12 protein-coding genes are annotated in these 13960 nt (G+C 63.4%); 7 read left to right on the forward strand and 5 right to left on the reverse strand.

All coding sequences use genetic code 11. The features are described 5' to 3' along the window. Nucleotides 1-103 precede the first annotated feature (103 nt). Nucleotides 104-1243, reverse strand: coding sequence for a glycosyltransferase family 4 protein (locus HY921_10305; GenBank protein MBI5631260.1), 1140 nt, complete (start codon nucleotides 1241-1243; stop codon nucleotides 104-106). Nucleotides 1244-1418: 175 nt separating this feature from the next. On the opposite strand from HY921_10305, the gene HY921_10310 reads away from it, so the two are divergent. Together HY921_10310 and HY921_10315 are read left to right on the forward strand one after the other, a co-directional pair. Then, on the forward strand, nucleotides 1419-3410 hold the full coding sequence (locus tag HY921_10310; GenBank protein ID MBI5631261.1) for a hypothetical protein: 1992 nt from the start codon (nucleotides 1419-1421) through the stop codon (nucleotides 3408-3410). Beyond that, nucleotides 3407-5263: a hypothetical protein gene (locus tag HY921_10315; protein ID MBI5631262.1), complete on the forward strand. Its 1857-nt coding sequence runs from the start codon at nucleotides 3407-3409 to the stop codon at nucleotides 5261-5263. The genes HY921_10310 and HY921_10315 overlap by 4 nt, the downstream gene beginning before the upstream one ends. Here HY921_10315 and HY921_10320 read toward each other — a convergent pair. Beyond that, entirely contained in the window at nucleotides 5171-6643 is a 1473-nt protein-coding gene (locus HY921_10320) for an oligosaccharide flippase family protein (protein ID MBI5631263.1), read from the reverse strand. The genes HY921_10315 and HY921_10320 overlap by 93 nt on opposite strands. 66 nt (nucleotides 6644-6709) lie before the next feature. On the opposite strand from HY921_10320, the gene HY921_10325 reads away from it, so the two are divergent. Both HY921_10325 and HY921_10330 read left to right on the forward strand, forming a co-directional pair. Continuing rightward, nucleotides 6710-7306 (forward strand): HNH endonuclease, encoded by a 597-nt coding sequence (locus HY921_10325; GenBank protein MBI5631264.1) that lies wholly within the window; start codon nucleotides 6710-6712, stop codon nucleotides 7304-7306. Then, nucleotides 7303-8199 (forward strand): metallophosphoesterase, encoded by an 897-nt coding sequence (locus tag HY921_10330; GenBank protein MBI5631265.1) that lies wholly within the window; start codon nucleotides 7303-7305, stop codon nucleotides 8197-8199. The genes HY921_10325 and HY921_10330 overlap by 4 nt, the downstream gene beginning before the upstream one ends. Here the strand turns inward: HY921_10330 and HY921_10335 are convergent. Continuing rightward, a complete protein-coding gene (locus HY921_10335) occupies nucleotides 8196-9233 on the reverse strand; it encodes a dipeptide epimerase (GenBank protein ID MBI5631266.1) in 1038 nt (345 codons plus the stop codon). The two genes, HY921_10330 and HY921_10335, sit on opposite strands and share 4 nt — an antisense overlap. Nucleotides 9234-9317: 84 nt before the next feature. Here HY921_10335 and HY921_10340 point away from each other — a divergent pair, with 84 nt between their 5' ends. Both HY921_10340 and HY921_10345 read left to right on the forward strand, forming a co-directional pair. Beyond that, entirely contained in the window at nucleotides 9318-10355 is a 1038-nt protein-coding gene (locus HY921_10340) for a HEAT repeat domain-containing protein (GenBank protein MBI5631267.1), read from the forward strand. Next, nucleotides 10322-10489 (forward strand): hypothetical protein, encoded by a 168-nt coding sequence (locus tag HY921_10345; GenBank protein ID MBI5631268.1) that lies wholly within the window; start codon nucleotides 10322-10324, stop codon nucleotides 10487-10489. The genes HY921_10340 and HY921_10345 overlap by 34 nt, the downstream gene beginning before the upstream one ends. Here the strand turns inward: HY921_10345 and HY921_10350 are convergent. Then, the gene (locus HY921_10350; protein MBI5631269.1) at nucleotides 10486-12099 is read right to left on the reverse strand and encodes a response regulator; all 1614 of its coding nucleotides are present in this window, start codon (nucleotides 12097-12099) and stop codon (nucleotides 10486-10488) included. The two genes, HY921_10345 and HY921_10350, sit on opposite strands and share 4 nt — an antisense overlap. 36 nt (nucleotides 12100-12135) lie before the next feature. Continuing rightward, the gene (locus HY921_10355; protein MBI5631270.1) at nucleotides 12136-12849 is read right to left on the reverse strand and encodes a two-component sensor histidine kinase; all 714 of its coding nucleotides are present in this window, start codon (nucleotides 12847-12849) and stop codon (nucleotides 12136-12138) included. A 69-nt stretch (nucleotides 12850-12918) separates the two neighbouring features. On the opposite strand from HY921_10355, the gene HY921_10360 reads away from it, so the two are divergent. Next, nucleotides 12919-13899, forward strand: a complete 981-nt coding sequence (locus HY921_10360) for a VIT1/CCC1 transporter family protein (GenBank protein ID MBI5631271.1) — start codon at nucleotides 12919-12921, stop codon at nucleotides 13897-13899. The last annotated feature ends 61 nt before the right edge of the window (nucleotides 13900-13960 follow it).

The raw sequence follows: 13960 nt of genomic DNA on the forward strand, positions 1-13960 counted from the left end.
CGGCTTTGGCAGCCTGCGGCGTCGCTTGTCGGTCACATAGCTAGTGCTATGCTCCCTCCTCGCTCCTAGCATCCAGCTCAAAGCCGGACCCCCAAAGCGGGCATTATGAGCCGGTGGGAGCGCTATAGCGCGCGTCGACCAGCTGTTTGTAGAGGGAGGCCGTTTTCGAGATCGTCCGCTCCAGGCTGAACTGCGCGAGGTTATTCTCGCGCCAGCGCCTCGCGAAGTCCCGGCATTGGTCCTGGTGGTCCAGAGCCCATTTCAGGCGCTCGGCCAGGGCGGGAGCGTTTCCCGGAGGAGACAAGAATTCCCTTCCCTCCGGGCCCAGGAGCTCGCGGTTTCCGGCGATGTCGGAAGCCAGCGCGGGAATGCCCAGGCATAGGGATTCCCTCAGGGCCCCGGAGAGGCCCTCCCCCCTCACCGCCGCGTTGACGCTGAAAGAGAGGCAGGAAAGGACTCGGGGCACGTCGGTCCTAAACCCCAGGAGGCTTACGTTGGGCTCGAGCTTGAGCCGCTTAACCTCGGCCCGGATCCAATCTCCGTCCGTGTCGCGGCCGGCCAGAAGGAAATGAACGTCTTTTCTTTTCTCGCAGAGGCGCGCCGCGGCCTCGAGAAAAACGGTTTGCCCTTTCCAGGGGGAGGCGTTGGCTATTTTCCCGATGAGGATTTTTCCGTCGGGAAGGCCCAAGGCGCGCTTGAGCTCCGCGTCGGGAGGGCGCGGCGAGAATGTCTTGGGGTCCACCCCGCTGCGGATAACCTCGACGCGCTCCGGGTCCACGCCCGAGGCGACCAAAACCTCCTTGACGGCATCGGCCACGGCCGCGATTTTGTCTATGAGCCGGCTCTGGTACTTCCAGCGGCTGAACGGATTTTTCCCCGGCGGGAAGGAGACCCGGCGGCTCACCACGAGGACCACCGAGCCTCCCAGGGCCTTCAAGATCAGCTTGGCCAGGAGGCAAACCGCGTGCGATCGGTTGTGATGGGCGTGGACGACCGAGATGCCGCGGCTTTGAATGAAGCGCGCCAGGCGCCAGGCCGAGAGCAGGTCGTAATCCTCGCGCAGGGTGACCGGGAAAACCTCCAAACCCCTTTCCGCGGCGAATCTCCCCAGCCCGCTGCCGGGCCGGCAGGCGAGCCACACCCCCCATCCCCGCTCTTTAAGGCCCTGGGCCAAAGCCAGAAGCTGGGCGGTGCCCCCCGTCCATTCGTTGGATTCCGAGACGTGAAGGACTTGGAGAGCCACGACTTATTTTAATAATTATAGGCTCGCTTCTGTTGACTTATCCACCGGACTTCGTGGCGAAGTTTGGTGGACAACTGACAGAGACGGAGCTCTGTCAGCTTAGGCCTAAAGGCCTAAGCTGGACTAGGACCAAAGGCTCAGGCAGGGTTTGGCGCGGGCGTCCTATAATAGGGATATGGCTACCACCCAACGCGGATGCAACCTCCATTTCATTCTGGGGATCCTTCTCCTGGGGCCCGCGTCCGCTTTCGCCGACCCTCAGGCGAAGGCCGGTCCGACCGTCAGGCCTTCGCCCGCCATCCCCATGCCGGGAGTCGGAGCTCGGGGCTTTCCGGGAGCGGGCGTCGTCCCGTCGCCGCAGGCGGGCCCCGTCGTCGGGGATGTTGGAGCTTCAGGCTTGCCGCATGACACGGTCGTGGGCGGAGTTCAAGCGCCGCGGAGCGCGGCCCAGTCATCGATGATCTCAGAGAGTCAGCCCCAAGCCGCGCCCGCGGCCGCTATTTTCTCTCCGGCCGGCAAGCCGGAGCGGTCCGCAGGCCGCGCCATGCCCTACGGCAAGGCACCGGGAACCGCGCAGCCGCCCGCCTCCATCCGCTCGCTTGAGTCGGTGGATAGGCGAATCAAGGAGGACGAGCAGCCCGGCCGCCAGTCCGAGAGCGAGGATTCCGCCGCCGCGATGTCCCTTTCCGACAACCTGAAAAGAGCTTTCGACCAGGATCAGGCGCGTGCTCCAGCCGCTGCACGCCATCCCTCTTCCGGGCCCGCGCTTCAAGAACAAGAAAAAACTTCCGCCGGCAAGACTTCGATTTCAGTTCAAGACCAGGTCCGGGCCCAGGTGATCCAATGGGCGGCGATCGCCGTCCATGAGCGCACCTCCCCCGCGAGCGCCCCCGCTCTTTTCGAGAAGGCCCTGGAGGTCACCGAGGAGGCCGTGGAGAAAGGCCGCCTGAGTCCCAAGGCCGGGCGGGACGTCGCCCGGATCGTGCTCGAGGCCGCGGCCCGCAAGGCGGCGTCCGCGGCTCCGGAGGAAGGCCTTCCCCGGTCCGCGGTTCCCGGCCAGAGCCTGAAAACCGTTGAAGCGTGGGGCAACGTTTTCAGCCCGCGTTGGGCGGCGCTGGCGGGCATGCCGGCGTCCCAGCCTCTGATCTCCAATTGGCAAGAGCTGAGTCGGTATATCGCGCAGGCCCGCCGCCAAGAAAAATCCGATTCCGAGGAGGTTCGCGCTCCGCGCCCGGCGGCGCTTCATCAGATAATGTTCAAGGCGCAGTCCAGGGGGCGCGTACTTCCATTAAGGGCTATACTTCCGGCCCATTCCATCTCTTTCGTGCCTCCCAAGGCGATTGCGAAAATGAGCATAGCGCGCGCGGACGATTCCATGGACCTGGCGGACTTGCGCGCCCTCATCGAAGCCTACCGCAGGAAGCCCTCCCTAGGCGGGGGATTCCTGCTGGTCTATCGCGACGGCGTCAACCTGGGCCGGGGGTCCGGCCGGAGCTTGATGTCCGCGGCTTGGGCCGCGGCGCAAACCGGGGCCTACGGCTTGGCGCGCCGCCTGCGCTTGAGCCCGCCCCGGCCCGCGATGCGGCCCGGCTACGATCTCGGCAAGATCGAAGTCCCTTACGCCCAAGCCTTGCGGCTTTTATCCATGCCCGGCCCCATGCCCATGGGGAGAGCCCGCGCGGCGGCCTCCCATGTGCAAAAGCTCGCCCGCGCCTACGAGGAGCTTTCCGGCGAGGCTTGGCCGGCCCGGACCGCCATCGTTTTCTCGCGACGTCTTGCGGATGAGGTTTCCGAGGATGTCCTCTCCCGGGACGGAGCCGAACTTTTGCGCGAGCTGGCCGACCTTATTCGTGACAACGCCTTGGCTTTGGCGCAAGGCGCGGGCGTTCCCTCCTCGCCGGCCTCCGCCTCGAAAGAATTGTCCCCCTCCGATTTCGGTTCCCCCGCCACCGACGAGGCCGCCGTGCGCGGGCTGCTCGGGCGCTGGGCCGCGCCCCGCGAGCGCCAAAAGGCGGCCGACAAGGCCCGGAGCCTGGGTCTGGGGGCGAGGCAAGATCGAGCGCCCCTGGCTCGCTTCAAGGACGGCGGAAGCTGGCTGTCGGTGTTCCGCTCCGGTCCCTGGCTCGTGGTCCGCGGGCCTCGCGGGATATACGCTTTCCCCCATTGAAGAAGGGACCGCGGCTCATCCTCCCCGCTCTCCTGCTTCTCGCCGCACCCCGCCTTGGCGCCGAACCCCCGGCGAGCCTTGAGCTGGAGGGCCTGGGCTTGAGCCTCGGACGGGGAGCCGCGGTCGCGGCCCCCCTCACCTTCGATCCGGCCAAGGCCAGGGCCGGAGGCTTTATTTACGTTCCCTCGGGACGGGAGGGCCGAGACGACGAGGTCGTTCGCATGTCGGAGGGCATTTTGCTGGCCGCGGGGGTTTCCAGTCTTTACGCCTACCTTGCGCGCGCCCATCGCGTGCCGGCCCTGTCATTGAGCCAGGCCCGTCTCGAGCCGGGGCCGCTTCTGCGCGTGGAGATTCCCATATATGGCGCTCCCAGGAAGAGTCCCGAGGGCTATCTTTACCAAGTGACGGAGGCGGGCTCGGCCGGGACTTTGAAGGAAGGGGACGTGGCGCGCTTGGACGCGCTCAAGGGCTCGGTTACCATCTACTCCCGCGAGATAGGCGCCGAGGAGCTCGAGCTTTTCCGCGCGATGAGGGCGTACGAGGGCTTAAGAGACGCCCAATCCTTGATCCAGTGGTACGAAGCGAGGATGATGGAGCGACCCTCCTCCCGCCTGGGCCGAAGGCTTCTTGCGGAGCTGGCGGCCCGCTTGGGACTGGGTCTCTCCCGGGGCGAGGATTACCAGAGCGCGCGCCAGGCCGTGGAGAGGCGCCTGCCGGAGCCGGAGCGCGGCGCCTTGCGGGGCCTCGAGCGGCGGCTGCATCTAGAGCTGGAGAAAGCTTACTTGCGGCAGGCCGCGGAGCTCAAGCGGGCCTTGGCCGAGGCGGCAAGCCTTCCCGCCGCGGAGCGGCTCGAGCGCGAGAGCGCGGCCGCTTGGAGGCGTTTAGGGGAAGCCTCCAAGGCTTTGCGCCGCGAAAGCGAGCTTCAGGGTCTTTCTAGAACCAGCGTGGGACTGGAAAAGCTCTCGGCTGCCCGCGTCGCGGCTCTCAAGAAAATCAAGGCCCTGGATTGGCGCGAGGCCGCGCGCGCCGCGGGGGCCGTCGTGCCCGAGAGCGCGGTTCTGCCGGTCGAGATTTACCGTCGCTTCATGGCCGAGAACGTCTTGTCCTCCTCCGTCTTGGACGTGGCGCAGGACGCTTCCCTGGATTTGAAGCGCAAGAGCGAGCGCATCCGCGAGATTCTAACCGCGCCCAAGACTACGGCGAGCTCCCCTCTCGGACGGGAGATACTCGGCCGAATCCCGTCCGGCGCCTTCTATGCGGTTTCGGGCGCCGCGGGTTCGGGGTCTTTGCACGCGGGCGCGGGCGGCCTTCTAGCGGCGATTCAGAGCGCTTGGGCCTCCTACTGGAGCCCCGGGCCCTTGGGCCGGCGCAAGCGGGAAGGCTTGCCCCTGGAGCCCGAAGCCGTCGTGACGGTCACGGCAAGAACCCCCGCCGACGCCTCGGGGATTCTCCTCACCCGCGATCCAGTTTCGGGCAGCCGCGAACGGGCCTTGGTCCGCGCCGTCTATGGCGAGGTCCAGGGACTTGTTTCCGAGGAGATTTCGGCCGACGAGTACGTCATCGACTTGAGAACCGGGCGGGAAGCCATGCCGCCCTTGGTCGCCGAGAAGCGCGAGCAGTACGCCTGGGACGTTTCGTCCCAGGCGTTGAAAAAGATGGCGGTGCGCGATGAACTTGCCGTAAAGCCCTGCCTTTCCTCCGCTGAGCTCTCGGCCTTGGCCCGGGCGGCCCGGGCTCTCGAGAGCCACTTCGGCTGCCCTTTAGAGCTTGAGTATTCTTTTTCTCAAGGCCGCTTGCTCCTCGGGCTCGAGAAAGCCTGTGAGGACGAGGGCCGCGGGAAAGGCGAGCAGTAGAAGAGCCCTGACCCCGAGCCTGTCGGAGCCCACGCCAAGCCCCAGGAAATAGGCCCCCGCTCCGGCCGCGCCCAGACAGAGGGCGATATGGGCCAGGCGCCCATACTCGTAGTCGATGGGATAGACTTTGCGTCCCATGAGAAACAGCGCCAAGGCCATGGTCGCGTAAGCGAGCAAGGTGGCCCAGGCCGCGCCCATCATCCCATGGGCCGGGATCAGGAGGAGATTGGCGGGCACGTTCACCAAGGCCCCCGCGGCCGTGGCGTAGGCCACGAGCTCGGTGCGCTTGGCCAGGCTCACCGGGGCCAGCATGTTCACGTAGATTCCGTTGAAAAGATAGCTCGCCGTGACCACGGGAACGATGGGAAGGCCGATCCAGTAATTAGGATGGATCAGGGGCCGGCCAGCCAGGATGGGGATGGCCACCAAGGACGCTATGAAAAGATGGATGAAGAGCAGCACCGCGGAGCCGGCCAGGACGAAATAGGTGAGTATTCTCGCGAACAGCCGCTTGGAATCCGGGGCGTCCCCTCTTTGGAGGAAAAACGGCCTCCAGGCCATGTCGAACATGTTGATCCCCATCATCATCAGGATCCCGAGCCGGTAGTTGGCCTGGTAGAGCCCCACCGTGGCGTCGTCGGTCAGGAACTTGAGGATGGGCCGATCGATGACCTGCACCACCATGGAGGCCAGGCCCGCCGGGACCAAGGGCAAGGCGAAGCGCAGAAGGGATTTGTAGACAGGCCAGTCGAAGAGCCCCTCGAGCTCCGCGGCCAGCACCGGGGAGAGGGCCGCGAGCGTGGCGCATGAGGAGATCATGTTGGCGAGGAAAACCCCGGAGGCTCCCATGCGCCAGCGCGCGAGAAACACGTAGCTCAAGGCTACGTTCATGGCGATGTTGAAAATCTTGACTCCCGCGTAGAGCCCGGCCCGGTGGTTGAGCCGGAGCTGCGCGAAGGGGATGAGAGCCAGAGCGTCGAAAGCCAATATCCAAGCCGAGTACCTGACCGCGTCCGAGAGGCTGGCCGGGACTCCTGCCAGGGCCGAGAGGGGGCCGGCCGCGGCGTGGATGAGGCCGGAGAAGGCCAAAGAGGTCGCGGCCAGCGACCAGAAGGCCGTGCTGAAGCAGGTCCTGGCCGGAGAATCGCTCCGGCCCCGGGAGCCGGGGTCGTGCCTCATGAAAGCGAAATCGATGCCGTAGCCGTAGAGAATGTTGAGGAAGGCGAGGTAGGAAAAAAGCGTGGCCACGACCCCCAGCTCGGCCGGGGACAGGAAGTACGTGTGCAGGGGAAGGAGCAGGATGTTAAGGAAGCGCCCGAGGACGGTCGAAAGCCCGTAGAGGAGCGATTCCCGGCCGAGCTGCTTTATGTCCTTGAGCATCCCCGTCGGAATTGTAACAAAAAAGACCTGGCATTTCGGGGGCGCTCCTGTTACAATGAGTAAACAATGTCCCACGTTCTTGTCCTGAATAGAAGCCTCCTCGCCGTGCAGGTCGCCTCGCTTGAGCGCGCTTTGACCCTTCTCTATCTCGACCGCGCCGCGGTCGTAGACGAGGAGTACCGCACCTACAATTTCCAGGACTGGGCCGAGCTTTCCAAGGCGCTGGCCGACCACCCGGAGGGCTTCATCCATACCCCGACCTTGAGACTGGCCGTGCCCGAGGTGATCGCTCTCAGGTTCTTTGACAAGGTTCCCCTCCAGGCCGTCCCGTTCACGCGGCGCAATATCTACCATCATTACGGCTACCGCTGCTGTTACTGCGGTCGCCGTCTCCCCACGAGCGAACTCAACTTGGACCATGTCCTTCCCCGTTCCCGCGGCGGGGGCGCGGATTGGTCCAATATCGTCACCGCCTGCATTCCCTGCAATCTGCGCAAGGCAAGCCGCACCCCGATCGAGGCCGGGATGGCGATGGTGATTCCGGTTTCCAAGCCCAAGCTTCGCCGGGGCGTGGCGGTCTTGGCGCGCTCGCCCATACGCATGAGGCGCTCCTGGCAGCGCTTCGTGGACAATATCTACTGGGACAGCCAGATCGAGGAATGATGTTCCGCTACAAGGAGACCAACGACAAGGGCGAGATCCTCAACCAATTAGCCGCTCCTTGGAGCACGCGCATCCAGCTCTCCAGGCTCAAGACTAGGCCCAGGCAGGCCCACGAGAGCTTCCAATTCGGAGTCCTGGGGGACGCCGAGCCCGGGCGCTTTTGGCTCTTCCGGACTTTGTTCAACCGGCGAGGGGTTTTTAGAAGGCAACTTTCCTCCATACAGCAGCAGTCGGTGGACTTCACCATGCAGTTGGGGGACATGGTCAGCTGCGGTTTTCCCAGCCACTACCTCAGATTTTTCGAGGAGCTCAACTCCGTCAACGTGGACAAGCCCTACCTCACCGTCATCGGCAACCACGACCGCTCCAATCCCCACGGGGACTCCCACTCGCGGATGTACCGCTCCCTTTTCGGCCGCAACAACTATCACTTCGACTACGGCGGGGTGCGCTTCGTGGTGCTCGACTCGAGCACCAAGCGCGTGACGAAGAGACAACTGCGCTGGCTTTCGATGATCCTGGAGTCCCACGGACGCAAGGTGGTCTTCACGCACATGCCCCCGGTGCTCCTCAAGCTCTGGGGCGGAGCCGCGGCTCATCGCATGGGAGGCTTCGAGGACGGGGCCAAGGAGTTCGTCGAGCTCATGGCCCGCAGACAGGTCGAGCGGCTCTACATGGGGCACGTCCACTGCTTCGGCGTGCAGGACTACAAGGGAGTGCGCTACGTCTTGACCGGGGGCGGGGGTTCTCCCCTATTCCCTTGCGGCTCCGCGGATAAATTCCATCATTATCTCACCGTCTCGGTCACTCCCGATGGCCTCTCCGAACGCGTCCATGCCCTGGACGGCTCCTCCTTCCTCATCCCGGCGGGGAAGGTCATTCTCTCCCATTAATCGAGCGAAAGGAGCGGCCCCCGCCGCTTCCACGAGGAAGCCTCGGGATGGGGTCCGAGCAAGTGGTCGCTGTCCAAGTCCACGTGCTTGAAAAATCCAGTGCCGAGCGCCAAATGGACGCTGGGGGCCAGGCCCTCGGCCGTTTCCGTCATGCAGCCGATCATGAGCCCGAGTCCCGCTCCCCGAGCTATGGCGGCAATCTCGAGCGAGCGGCGAATGCCCGATTTGGCGACCTTGATGTTGATGACGTGGGCCGCCCCCTCCCCGGCAACGCGCGCCGCGTCCTCCGGGGTCTTTACCATCTCGTCGGCGGCCACCGGGACGGGGCAGCGCCGGGATAGGGCTGCCATTTGAGCGAATTGCCCGCGCCCGAGGGGCTGCTCCAGGAGTTCGACGGGCCAGCCCTTCGCGAGGCAGGCCTCCACGAGCTTCAAGGCGCCTTTTTCGCTCAAGCTTTGGTTGCCGTCCAGGATCAAGCGCGCCTTGGGGCCGGCCTCATGAGCCAGGCGCACGCGCTCCAAGTCTCCTTGTAACTCCCCCCCGACCTTGACCTTGAAAATCCCGAAGCCCTCGTTGCGGGCTTCCTGCGCTGCCTGCCTCGTGGCGGTGGGCTCCCCCCAGGCCGACAGCGTGATGTCGGTCTCGACTTTCCGCAGCGCGCCGCCGAGCCACTCGGCCATGGGCATTCCCATGGAAGCCAGGACTGCCTGCCACAGGGCGCATTCAAAGGCGGCGGCGGCGGGATTGATCCGGCCATGGGTTTTCCAGGCTTTGTCGATGATGCTTCCGGCCCCGGCGAGGTCTTCGCCCAGGTTCTCTAGGGTCAAGGCCTTCATGGTTTTGGCCAGGCAGCCCGCCGAGAGGTGGGCCAGGGCCAGGGAGGAGGAGGCCTCTCCGTAGCCGCGGCTGCCGTCGCTGAGCTCCAAGGTCAGGCCCACGTTGACGCTTGAGTCTTTGCGGCCGAGGGCCGTGATGAAAGGCCTTTTAAGGGCGGTCTCGAACGTGTTTAGGGAGAATGACTTGATCTTCAACATAATTCGGATAATTCGGTGACAGTTACTTAATTCTAATATAGAATTAAGTAACTGTCACCGAATTATAAAGTATACTCTCACCCGATGCCCGCCTTTATTTTGGCGTTTCTAAGTCTTGTAACAGTCTGCCAGGCCGAGCTGACCTACAAAGGCTTCGACATCTACCGCTCCCGAACGGCCACGGTCGAGAAGATACAAAAGGCGGTCGGGCCCTGGATCGATTCCTACATGCGGATGCGCCAGGACGGGCGTCCTCCCGTGCTTAGGAACGCGGATCGGCTCAAGGATCGCATCGAGAGGGAGGTGCGCCGGCTCGGCCGCTTGGCTTTCGTCAACATGCATTACGCCGAGTATATCACCTCGGCCGACCGCGGCGGCTACATCACTTTCGAGCTGGTGGACGTCCAGGATGCCGCCTTACGGATGCCCTTTAAGCCGGCCCCTGCGAAAAGTCTGGCGGACCCGCAGGGGCTTTTGGCCGCGTGGAGACAGTACTACGATATTGGAATCTCCTTGTCGGCGCAGGGGGCCCTTCCCACGGAGCGCGTCTCATGCCCGGCCTTCTTTTGCCTGTGGGGGTCGGCCACGCCCGAACTGGGGGCCCTCGAGAAGCAGATTAGGGATGGGGTTGCGGCCAATAAGAAATTTCTACATCGTGTCGCGGTTGAGGATCGCGATCCGCAAAAGCGCGCCGCGGCCCTGTATGTCCTTTCCTACTCGACCTCGGGCGCGGAGGTCGTGGACCTCATGATGGACCGCCTGCAGGACCCCTCCGAGGAGGTGAGGGCTGCCGCGCTCCAAGTCCTTTCCGACATTGCCCTGTACAGCCGCTCCCTGTTCATCGAGGTGAAGAAAATCATCCCCCTCCTGGACTACCCAACGAGCTCGGACCGCAGCAAGGCCATGGGAGTGCTCATCGGCCTGGCCGACAATCCGACCTATCGCCCCTACGTGCTGAGCCGCGCTACTCCCTATCTCTTGGGCCTGCTCAAGCTCGAACAGCCCAGCAACCATGACTTGGCTTTTACCCTTCTCTCCATTCTCTCCAAGGAGAGATACGGCCGGCGCGATTACCAGGCCTGGGAAAAATGGATTTCCAGTCAGACATCCCCTATAAAATAGCCGGCAAGGTATTCCTCGGCTTGGTCACGAGCGTGCTGGGGATGCATTATCTTGCCTTGGGCAAGAGGAACCAGGAAGTCGAGAAGATGATTTGGGGCGCGGCCCTGATCATCGCGAGCTTCCTTATTTTTTAGTAGGGTCCGCGGCGGCCTACCAGATTGGCCACCAAGGCGGCCAGTTCTTCGGGGTGGATGGGTTTGGGGATATGTATTTGGTAGCCTGCGAGAATCGCCTTGGTCCTGTCTTCCGGGCGGGCGTAAGCCGTGAGTGCTGCGGCCGGGATATGCCCCCCTTGAGCGGGTGGGAGCTTTCTCACCTTGCGGATGAAGTCGTAGCCGTCCTCCCCGGGCATGGCGAGGTCCGAGACGATGACGTCGGGAGCCTTCCTTGAGATTGATTCCATCGCCTCGCTCGGGCACGACACGGCGGTCACCCGGGCTCCGTATTTGCTCAGGATGAACGCGAGCATTTCCCTCTGATCCGTCTCGTCCTCCACCAGGAGTATGGAGAGCCCATTGAGCTCGGGTCGGCCGGGCAAAGCGGCGGGAGGCTGGATTTGGACGGGCTTCTCATCTCCGGATGCTAGGGGCGAGGCGGCTTGCGCCAGGGGCAAGGTCACGGTGAAGCAGGAGCCTCGGCCGACTCCCGCGCTGGAGACTTCCACCGTCCCGTTGTGGAGATGGACAAGGTCCCGCACGATGGACATCCCGAGGCCAAGGCCTCCATGGGTGCGTGTGAGCGAATTCTCGGACTGCCTGAAGCGGTCGAACACGTGGGGCAGGAACTCCGCGGGAATTCCCTGGCCGTTGTCCGAGACCATGATCTGGGCGTAGGAGCCCTTGCGGCCCACAGTCAGGCTGATCTTGCCCCCGGGCTGGGTGAATTTCATCGAGTTGGACAGCAAGTTCCAGAGGATCTGGTAAAAGCGCTCGGCATCGATAGGGACCGGCTCTGGAAGCGGACCCAGCCGGGTTTCGAGACTCAAGCCTTTGGACTCCGCCATGGGGCGAAGCGCGCCCAGGACGCCCTCGATGAGAGGCACCAGCGGCCCCGGCTTTAGGTCGAGCCGGAGCCTTCCGGCCACGAGGCTCGAGACGTCCAGTATCTCCTTGATGATCTGGGCTTGGAACTTCATGTTGCGCTCGATGATGTCCAGGGCCTTTAACTTCTCTTCGGGCGAGAGCTCTTCCGAGCGCAGAAGGGCCGTCCAACCGAGCATCGCGGTCAACGGGGTGCGCAGTTCGTGGGAAGCGAGGGCCAGGAACTCGTCCTTGGCCCAGCTCGCCTGCTCGGCCTCCAGGCGCGCGGTTCTCTCGCGTTTTAGGATGTTCTCCTGTTCGCGCTCGAAACGGGCGAAGTCCCGGCGCCGGCGGGCTTCCTCCAATGCCCTTTTAATAGCGGAGGGAAGGCCTTGCATCTTGTCCTTGACTAGGTAGTCCATCGCCCCCTGCTTCAAGGCCTCGACCGCGGCCTCGACCCCTATGGAGCCGGAGATGAAAATGAAGGGGATGTCCTCCCGCGCCCGGCGGGCCAGCTTCAGGGCCTCGAGGCCGCCGAAGGACGGAAGGTTGTAGTCGGACAGGATCAGGTCGGGCTGGAACTCCGCCAACGCTTTCTCGAAATCCTTGCGCGACCCGGCCTGCCGGTGGCGGAAGGCGATCTTGGATTTCTTGAGCGCGTGGAGGAGGAGCTCCAAGTCGGCTTCGTCGTCCTCCAGTATCAGAATGTGGAATTCTTTATCCATTATCTGCCTGGAATTTGATTCAAGAGCGTCCAGGACCTAGGCATCGTCCCTGCCTCCGGGCAACGTGAAATAAAACGATGCTCCCTGGCGCGGGCTTGCTTCGGCCCAAACCTTGCCTCCATGGCGCCTGACGACGCGCTTGACCATGGCGAGGTCCGCTCCCAAGCCGGGGAATTCGCTTTCCGGATGGAGGCGTTGGAACAGGCCGAAAAGTTTGTCCGCGTATTTCATGTCGAAGCCCGCGCCGTTGTCCTTGACGCGATAGGCTTTTTCCGAGGGTTCATACGACACATCCACGAGAGGCGCGTCCTTCTTCGCGCTGAATTTCACGGCGTTGGAGATAAGGCGGCTCCAGACCAATCCGATGAGGGCTGAGTCCCCGAACGCCCCGGGAAGCTCGCCCAGTCGAAATTGCGTCCGTATTCCCTCGGGCGACTTCTTAATCTCATCTATCACCGAGGCGGCGAGATCTCGCATGTCGAGCGCGGCAGGGGCCAACGGCATGCGTCCCAGGCGCGAAAAGTAAAGCAGGCCTTCGATGAGGCTTTCCATTTTTTGGGCGTTCTGGCGTATCACCCCCAGAAGGCGGAGACCCTCAGCATCCAGGGCTGGGCTGTAGTCCTCCGCCATGATTTGGGAGAAGCCGTTTATGGCTCGCAGGGGAGCGCGCAAATCATGAGAAATCGAGCAGGTGATGATTTCGAGCTCCTTTTTAAGGTCTGCCACTTCCCTGGGGGCAGGCGGATTCACAACCATGAAGATAGGGCGAGAACCGAATTTTGTCAATACCGGGAAGCCATTAAAGACTATAATTGCGCCATGACCGAGCATATGGCGGGCAAGATTCCCCAGGGCTTGGACCCCGCGGTTGCCCGGAGCCTGGTTCTGGACGAACTTTTCGATCTGACGTTGTACCAAGAATTGCGCAATATCAGCTCCGGAGGCCTGCGCGACGTTCTCGACCAGCTCGTGCCGATCGAGATCAAGCATTATCAGTTCTGGAATGAATTCTTCGGCCTGGACATCGCGGCCTTGGACCTCCGGCGTCGGATCAAGCTCCGCCTGATTCTGCGCCTATGCCGTGCCTTCAATCCCACGGCCGCCCACTTGGCCCTAGAGGCCATAGAGATCTACGGTGTGCGCAAATATTTGAGCCTGTGGGATGCCCATGAGGCGACGCCCTTCGGCCAGGCCTTGAGGGAAATATTGAGGGACGAATTCCAGCACGAGGACGCCGTGGTGTCTCAGATGGCCGAGCGCAAGATCAGCCCCGAGCGCATCCGCAGCATCTTCCTCGGCCTCAACGACGGCCTGGTTGAGATACTGGGGGCCATCACCGGCTTCTTCGCGGCCTTCGGCAAGCCCTCCGCCATACTCGCCGCGAGTGTCACCACCGCGGTGGCGGGAGCCTTCTCCATGGCCGCCGGGGCCTACGTGGCGGGAAGCTCCGAGCGCGAGATGAGGCGGATCGAGGCCGGCAAGGAGAGCTTCTTGAACGGGCGGCGACCCAAACCCGCTGAGGAGCCCCGCCCCCTGTTTTCGGCCGTCCTCGTGGGAGCGAGCTACTTCGCAGGCGCCGTCATCCCGATACTCCCGGTGGCCTTCGGGGCCAAGACCGTCCTTGCGCCCATCATCGCCTCGAGCGTGTTATTCTCATTGGTCTCCGTGATCCTGGCCGCCCTCTCGGGGATGGACGTCAAGAGAAGACTTCTCACCAACCTCGGCATCCTCTCCGTCGCCGTCGCGGTGACCTACGCCATAGGCCTGGCCGCCAAGGCTTTCTGGGGAATACCTCTTTAAAAAACCATCAGAACTCCGCAGTCATCCACAGAACTTCGCGGCGAAGCTCTGTGGATAACTC

It is taken from the genome of Elusimicrobiota bacterium (assembly GCA_016218575.1).
In the GTDB taxonomy this organism is placed as follows: Bacteria; Elusimicrobiota; Elusimicrobia; order UBA1565; family UBA9628; genus JACRDN01.

What these genes read in the sequence shown, in the direction of transcription:
- HY921_10325 (MBI5631264.1), top strand. Translation starts at nt 6,710, where the DNA reads ATGTCCCACGTTCTTGTCCTGAATAGAAGCCTCCTCGCCGTGCAGGTC.
- HY921_10335 (MBI5631266.1), bottom strand. Translation starts at nt 9,233, where the DNA reads ATGTTGAAGATCAAGTCATTCTCCCTAAACACGTTCGAGACCGCCCTT.
- HY921_10340 (MBI5631267.1), top strand. Translation starts at nt 9,318, where the DNA reads ATGCCCGCCTTTATTTTGGCGTTTCTAAGTCTTGTAACAGTCTGCCAG.
- HY921_10345 (MBI5631268.1), top strand. Translation starts at nt 10,322, where the DNA reads ATGGATTTCCAGTCAGACATCCCCTATAAAATAGCCGGCAAGGTATTC.
- HY921_10350 (MBI5631269.1), bottom strand. Translation starts at nt 12,099, where the DNA reads ATGGATAAAGAATTCCACATTCTGATACTGGAGGACGACGAAGCCGAC.
- HY921_10360 (MBI5631271.1), top strand. Translation starts at nt 12,919, where the DNA reads ATGACCGAGCATATGGCGGGCAAGATTCCCCAGGGCTTGGACCCCGCG.
- HY921_10330 (MBI5631265.1), top strand. Translation starts at nt 7,303, where the DNA reads ATGATGTTCCGCTACAAGGAGACCAACGACAAGGGCGAGATCCTCAAC.
- HY921_10310 (MBI5631261.1), top strand. Translation starts at nt 1,419, where the DNA reads ATGGCTACCACCCAACGCGGATGCAACCTCCATTTCATTCTGGGGATC.
- HY921_10320 (MBI5631263.1), bottom strand. Translation starts at nt 6,643, where the DNA reads ATGCTCAAGGACATAAAGCAGCTCGGCCGGGAATCGCTCCTCTACGGG.